General features: G+C 68.2%; 9 protein-coding genes. 6 read left to right on the top strand and 3 right to left on the bottom strand.

All coding sequences use genetic code 11. The features are described from left to right. From AC1DYX_RS26365 to bufB, 5 genes are all read left to right on the top strand, one after another. Window positions 1–304 (top strand): general secretion pathway protein GspB (locus tag AC1DYX_RS26365; RefSeq protein ID WP_477264385.1); only part of this gene is annotated, 304 nt, incomplete at its 5' end. Beyond that, window positions 291–842, top strand: coding sequence for a molybdopterin-guanine dinucleotide biosynthesis protein B (mobB, locus tag AC1DYX_RS26360; protein ID WP_477264383.1), 552 nt, complete (start codon window positions 291–293; stop codon window positions 840–842). The genes AC1DYX_RS26365 and mobB, both read left to right, overlap by 14 nt. Before the next feature lie 75 nt (window positions 843–917). Continuing rightward, window positions 918–1,118, top strand: coding sequence for a YjfB family protein (locus AC1DYX_RS26355; RefSeq protein ID WP_477264381.1), 201 nt, complete (start codon window positions 918–920; stop codon window positions 1,116–1,118). 253 nt (window positions 1,119–1,371) lie between these two features. Next, window positions 1,372–1,644 (top strand): BufA1 family periplasmic bufferin-type metallophore, encoded by a 273-nt coding sequence (locus tag AC1DYX_RS26350; RefSeq protein ID WP_477264379.1) that lies wholly within the window; start codon window positions 1,372–1,374, stop codon window positions 1,642–1,644. Between the two features lie 18 nt (window positions 1,645–1,662). Next, window positions 1,663–3,306 (top strand): MNIO family bufferin maturase, encoded by a 1,644-nt coding sequence (gene bufB, locus AC1DYX_RS26345; protein ID WP_477264377.1) that lies wholly within the window; start codon window positions 1,663–1,665, stop codon window positions 3,304–3,306. 42 nt (window positions 3,307–3,348) lie between these two features. Here the strand turns inward: bufB and AC1DYX_RS26340 are convergent, their stop codons facing one another. The 3 genes from AC1DYX_RS26340 to fumC form a co-directional block, all read right to left on the bottom strand. Continuing rightward, the gene (locus AC1DYX_RS26340) at window positions 3,349–3,636 is read right to left on the bottom strand and encodes a DUF883 family protein (RefSeq protein WP_477264375.1); all 288 of its coding nucleotides are present in this window, start codon (window positions 3,634–3,636) and stop codon (window positions 3,349–3,351) included. Between the two features lie 146 nt (window positions 3,637–3,782). Then, on the bottom strand, window positions 3,783–3,995 hold the full coding sequence (locus tag AC1DYX_RS26335; protein ID WP_477264373.1) for an RNA-binding S4 domain-containing protein: 213 nt from the start codon (window positions 3,993–3,995) through the stop codon (window positions 3,783–3,785). Between the two features lie 118 nt (window positions 3,996–4,113). Further along, a complete protein-coding gene (gene fumC / locus AC1DYX_RS26330; protein ID WP_477264371.1) occupies window positions 4,114–5,508 on the bottom strand; it encodes a class II fumarate hydratase in 1,395 nt (464 codons plus the stop codon). A gap of 61 nt (window positions 5,509–5,569) precedes the next feature. Between fumC and AC1DYX_RS26325 the strand changes: the two genes are divergently transcribed. Beyond that, window positions 5,570–6,100 (top strand): type IV pilus assembly protein FimV (locus AC1DYX_RS26325; RefSeq protein WP_477264369.1); only part of this gene is annotated, 531 nt, incomplete at its 3' end.

Genomic DNA, 6,100 nt, shown 5'->3' with positions numbered 1-6,100 from the left:
GGCCCCGGCAGCGCGCACCGTCGCACCCACGCCGGCGCCGACCCCCGCACCGGCCGCCGCGCCCGCGCCCGAAGACAGCCTGCCATTCCTGCAACAATTGCCGGAGGCACAGCAGCGCGACATCCCGCGCGTGACGTTCGGCGGCTATATGTACTCGTCGAATCCGAGCGACCGCCTGCTGATCGTCGACAAGGCCCTGCGCCACGAAGGCGAGGAGGTCGCGCCCGGCCTCGTGCTGGAAAAACTGCTGCCCAGGGCCGCCGTGATGAACTTCCGGGGAACCCGCTATCGTGTCGCGTACTGAAGTGTCGCGTACTGAAGCGCCGGGATGCGGCCCGGTGCTGGGCGTGATCGGCTGGTCCGGCAGCGGCAAGACGACGCTGCTGGAATTCCTCGTGGGCCGGCTCGCCGCGGCGGGCCTGCGCGTGAACGTCGTCAAGCACAGCCACCACGACATCGTGCTGGAACCGTCGCACAAGGACAGCGCCCGCATCCGCGCGGCCGGCGCGGCGGAAGTGATGATCGCGTCGCCGTACCGCGTCGCCATCATGCGCGAACTGCGCGACGCGCCCGAACCGCCGCTGGCCGAACTCCTGGCCCGTCTTGCGCCGGCCGACCTGACGCTGGTGGAAGGCTATAAATGGGAAGCGCTGCCCAAGCTCGAGGTGTACCGGCCGGAAGTCGGCAGGCCGCCCATGTACCCGCTGGATCCGCACATCGTGGCCGTCGCGTCCAGCGTGGCGCGCCCGGACGGCCTGGCGGCGCACGTGGCGTGGCTAGCCCTGGCCGACCGCGATACGGTGCTGCGCTGGATCAGTCAATTCCATCGCCTGCCGGCCTAAAGTTTCCGCGCCCCGCGCCGTTAATGGGATAAGCGGCAGTGCGGGCGCACGGCCGACCACCCATCAGGAGCACATATGGACGCCGTAGGTATCGCCAAGCTAGCCACCAGCATCGCCGACACGGGCACCCGCCAGGACGTCGCGCTGGCCGTGCTGAAGAAATCGCAGGACATCCAGGCCGCGGCGGCCACCCAGATGCTGGAAGCCGTGCAGTCGGCGGCGCCCACGCAGAACCTGCCGCCGCACCTGGGCAACCACATCAACACTACCGCCTGACCATCCGCCGGCGCCGTGCGCGTCAACGGAATCGCCGCTTCCCTCGTTATCGGCGCAGTACCCGGCGCGACGGGGGCGGCCGCATACACAACCCGCTCAGTCGCCACCATATGCCGCGCAGCCCGGACTGACAGGTCCGGCGCGCCGCCCACAACGGCCGCCCCGGCCGGCGTACTTCCTCCCCTTTTGCATGCCATCCGCAGTAGAATGCTTGCCGTAGTGCACGTACGTACATTGTGATTCGGAGAACCCCATGAATAAACGACAAGCCCTGATCGCGGCCGCGCTCGCGAGCGTCTGCGCCGCCCAGGCAAGTGCTACCGGCCAGACGGAGATGCAATCCGCCAGCGAGGAAAAATGCTTTGGCGTGGCCAAGGCCGGCCAGAACGATTGCGGCACGTCCACCCACGGCTGCGCCGGCCTGGCGACGGTCGACAAGGATCCGGCCGAGTGGAAGATGGTCCCGAAGGGCACCTGCGAAAAGACCGGCGGCAAGCTCGCGCCGGCGAAGACGGCGAACAAGTAAGGCTTGCCTGCGCCCGTCATGGCCCGCCCTGATGCCCCGCTGGCCGGCACCGGCATCAGTCTGCGGGCGCCGCACTACCGCGCTTTCCTCGAGCGCCGGCCCGCCGTCGGCTGGGTCGAGGTTCACACGGAAAATTTCCTCGCGCGCGCTGGCCGCGACTGGCGCGTCCTGCGCGCGGTGCGGCGCGACTATCCCGTCAGCCTGCACGGCGTCGGTCTCGGCCTCGGCTCCGTGCACGGTTTTTCCGACGATCACCTGGCCCGCGTCGCCGCGCTCGTGCGGGCGCTCGAGCCGGCCCTCGTATCCGAACACCTGAGCTGGGGCGCGCTGCGCGACCGCCAGCTGAACGACCTGTTGCCCCTGCAACTGGACCGCGCGGCCCTCGACCTCGTCGCCGCGCGCGTCGCGCGCGTGCAGGATGCGCTGGGGCGGCGCATCCTCGTCGAGAACGTGTCCACCTATGTCCGCTTCGCCGGCGATGCGCTGTCCGAGGCCGAATTCCTCGCCGCGCTGGCGCGCCGCACGGGCTGCGGCGTGCTGCTGGACGTGAACAACCTGTACGTCAACCAGCGCAACCACGGCGAGGATCCGGTCGCCGCCATCGCCGCGCTGCCGCCCGGCAGCGTGGGGGAGATCCACCTGGGCGGCCACCTCGTCACGCCCGACGGCCTGATCGACCACCACGGAGACCGCGTCGCGCCACCCGTGTGGGACCTGTACCGCGCGGCACTGGCGCAGTTCGGCGCCGTGCCCACGCTCGTCGAATGGGATACGGACCTGCCCGCGCTCGACGTGCTGCTGGACGAGGCGGCGCGGGCGCGGAGCATCGCGGCGCTAACGACGCGGGCCGATATCGTCACCACCGCCGCACCGCCGGACCTGCCGCCCGCGACGGCCGACCTGGACGCCGTCCAGCAAGCCTTCGGCGCCGCACTGTTCGACGGTACGCGCGAGGCCGCGCTGGCGCCGCTGCTGAAGGGCGATCCGCGCCGTTTCGGCCGCCGTTTCGGCATTTACCGCGGCAATCTCGACGCCCACTGGAGCCGCGCACTGGCCAGCGCCTATCCCGTGTTGCGCCAACTCGTGGGCGACGACTTTTTCGATGGACTGGCGCACGCCTGCGGCCAGGCGCATCCGGCATGCGACCCTGACCTGAACCGTTTCGGCGCGGCGCTGCCGGATTTTCTCGACGGTTTCGAGCCGGCCGCCGGCCATCCCTACCTGGCCGACGTCGCGCGCCTGGAATGGTGTGTGCACGAGGCGTGGTATGCGCCGGACTGGGAGGTCGTGCCGGCATCGCTGGCCGGCCTCGCGCCCGACGCGTTCGAGGCCGCGCGCGCGGACCTGCACCCGTCGCTGCGCCTGCACGCGTCGCCGTGGGCCACGGTGGCGCTGTGGCAGGCGCACCAGCCGGGTGGCCCGGATTTTCCGGACGCGCTGCGCGCGGACACATACGTGCTCGTGCAACGGCCGCGCCTCGACGTCGACGTGCGCGCCGTCAGCGCGGCGGAACATGCGGCGCTGGCCTGCCTCGCGCGTGGTGAAACATTCGGCGCGGCGCTCGACGCGGCGTTCGACCTGGATGGGGATTTCGATGTGGCCACGCACCTGCGGCGCTGGCTGGAAGAAGGGATCGTGACGGGGATCGTGACCGGGGGATGAAGGGGCGGTGTGCGGAGCGGCGCCGTCGCTGGCGCCGCACTGTCAGTGGTAGAAGGCGCGCAGGATGCGCTCTTCGCCGGTCATGTCGTGGTGCATTTCGTTCGCCGCGCGCGTCGCTTCCATCATGCGGTCCAGTTGTTCCTCCTCGAAGCGGGCCAGTTCCTCGTTGGCTGCATTGAGCGCCAGCGCCAGCTTGGCACGGGCGTTCTGGTACACGACACCGGTGTAGTGATCGGTATTCTTGAGCAGTTCTTCCGCATTTTCGATGACGAGACGCAGGTCTCCGATCAACCGCTGCTGCGTCATGGAGCTTGGTTCTGGGGTTTCCATCTTCCTCACCTTTAGCCGGTTGTCACGACTTCAATATAGAGAAGGAGGACTGCCCAAGTTTGTCAGCGCGCAAACGTCAACCCTACCGTCGGGGACGGCTCGCCCGGTGCGACCGCCGGGGTTGCGCCGTGCACCTCGACGAGACTTTATCGTACGTCGATGCGGACGTCGCCGAGCGTCACCACCTGGCCAGCGCGGATCTTGGCCGTCTTGCGCAGTTCCTTCTTGCCGTCGACCGACACCGCGCCGCTGGCCACCACGTGCTTGCCGGCGCCGCCGCTGTCCACCACGCCGACCAGCTTCAGGAGCTGATTCAGTTCGATGAACTCCGATGTCAGTTCAAAAGTTGTTATTTGCATTCTATCCTCGGTTGTTGTTCGATGTAATACTGTTGTGTTCGTTTATACAACATACTAAAAAAAAAGACGCCGCGCCCGCGCTGGCAGGAGCGGCGTCCGGTGTCCCGTGCGGAGGGCCTCAGTCCGGGTGCGGCCGCGTCATCTCGATCGGCACGATCCACTGGTCGAACTGCGCCTCGTCGACGAAGCCCGATTGCAGGGCCGCCTGGCGCAGCGTGAGGCCATTGTGCTGGGCGGTCTTGGCGATCTGCGCGGCGCGATCATACCCGATATGCGGCGCCAGCGCGGTCACCAGCATCAGCGACTGCTCCATCAAATCCCCGATGCGCTTGCGATTCGGCTCGATGCCCTGGGCGCAATGCTCGTCGAACGAGCGCATGCCGTCGGCCAGCAGGCGTGCGCTCTGCAGGAAGTTGTGGGCGATCATCGGCTTGAACACGTTCAGCTCGAAGTTGCCCTGCGAGCCACCGACCGTGATCGCGACGTCGTTGCCGAACACCTGGCAACACAGCATCGTCAACGCCTCGCACTGGGTCGGATTCACCTTGCCCGGCATGATGGAGCTGCCCGGTTCGTTTTCCGGGATGGTGATCTCGCCCAGGCCCGAGCGGGGGCCGGACGCCATCCAGCGCACGTCGTTGGCGATCTTCATGAGAGCCGTGGCCAGCGTCTTGAACGCGCCATGCGCCTGCACCATCGCGTCGTGGCCGGCGAGCGCCATGAACTTGTTCGGCGCCGACTTGAACTGCAGGCTGGTCCGCGACGAGATCTCGGCCGCGATGCGGTTGGCAAATTCCGGATGCGCATTCAACCCGGTTCCCACGGCGGTGCCGCCGGCCGCCAGCAGCAGCAGGCCGGGGAGGGTGTGTTTGATTGCGTGCTCGGCGAATTCCAGCTGCGCCACGTAGCCGGAGAATTCCTGGCCCAAGGTCAAGGGCGTCGCGTCCTGCAGGTGCGTGCGCCCGATCTTGACGATGTCGACGAAGTCGCGCACCTTCACCTCCAGCGTGGCGCGCAGCTTCGCCAGCGCCGGCAGCACGTCCTTCGCGACGGCCTGCGCGGCCGCCACGTGCATCGCGGTGGGAAACATGTCGTTCGACGACTGTCCCATGTTGACGTGATCGTTCGGATGCAGCAGGCGCGCCTCGCCGCGTTCCCCGCCCAGCAATTCCGACGCGCGGTTGGCCAGCACCTCGTTCATGTTCATGTTGCTCTGGGTGCCGGAGCCGGTCTGCCACACGGACAACGGGAATTCGGACGGATGGCGGCCTTCCAGCACCTCGTCGGCGGCACGGATGATGGCGTCGGCCTTGTCCTGCGGGAGCTTGCCGAGCGAGCGGTTGACGGCGGCGGCCGCGCGCTTCACCTGGGCCAGCGCGGCAACCAGCTCGGGCGCCATCTGTTCCGTCGAGATGTGGAAGTGGTGCAGCGAGCGCTGGGTCTGCGCACCCCAGAGGTGGTCGCTGGGTACGTCGATCGGGCCAAAGCTGTCCTTCTCTATCCTGTTGTCCATGGACGCATCCTGTGTCGGTTTGATAATGACGTTAAAGAGTGTACCGCAACGGCCGTTAACGATGCTGACGCCTCCCACTTTCCACGCCATGGCCAGCCGTACCCGCCTTTTCCTCTGCAGTCTCGCTCTGTCCGCGCTCGTTCCCGTCCACGCGGCCGAGCTGGGCGACCCGCGCGTCGCGTCCCACATTGGCCAGCCCCTGGTGGCCGACGTCGAGCTGACCCTGCTCGAGGATCCTGCCACGCCCGTGCAGGTGCGTCTGGCCAGCCCGGAGGTCTACAATGGCGCCGGCACCGCCATGCCGCCCGTGCTGGCGAGCCTGAACCTGTCCGTCATGCGGCGCGACGGGCGCCAGTTCCTGCACGTGACGTCGACCCGTTCCGTCGACGCGGATCATGTCCACCTATACCTGGAACTGGTCGACCATGGCCAGCGCGCCGTGCGCCTCGCCACGCTGTGGCTGACGCCCGATCCGAATCCTGCGCCGCCGCCCGCGCCCGCGCCCGCGAGCATGCCCGCGGCGGTACCGGATGCCGTGCTGCTCGCCCAGGTCGAACGTGCCCGGATGGCGCGGGCCGTGCCCGTGCCAGTA

It is taken from the genome of Massilia sp. P2_C2 (assembly GCF_056404615.1).
This window is presented reverse-complemented; position numbering and strand designations above follow the sequence as displayed.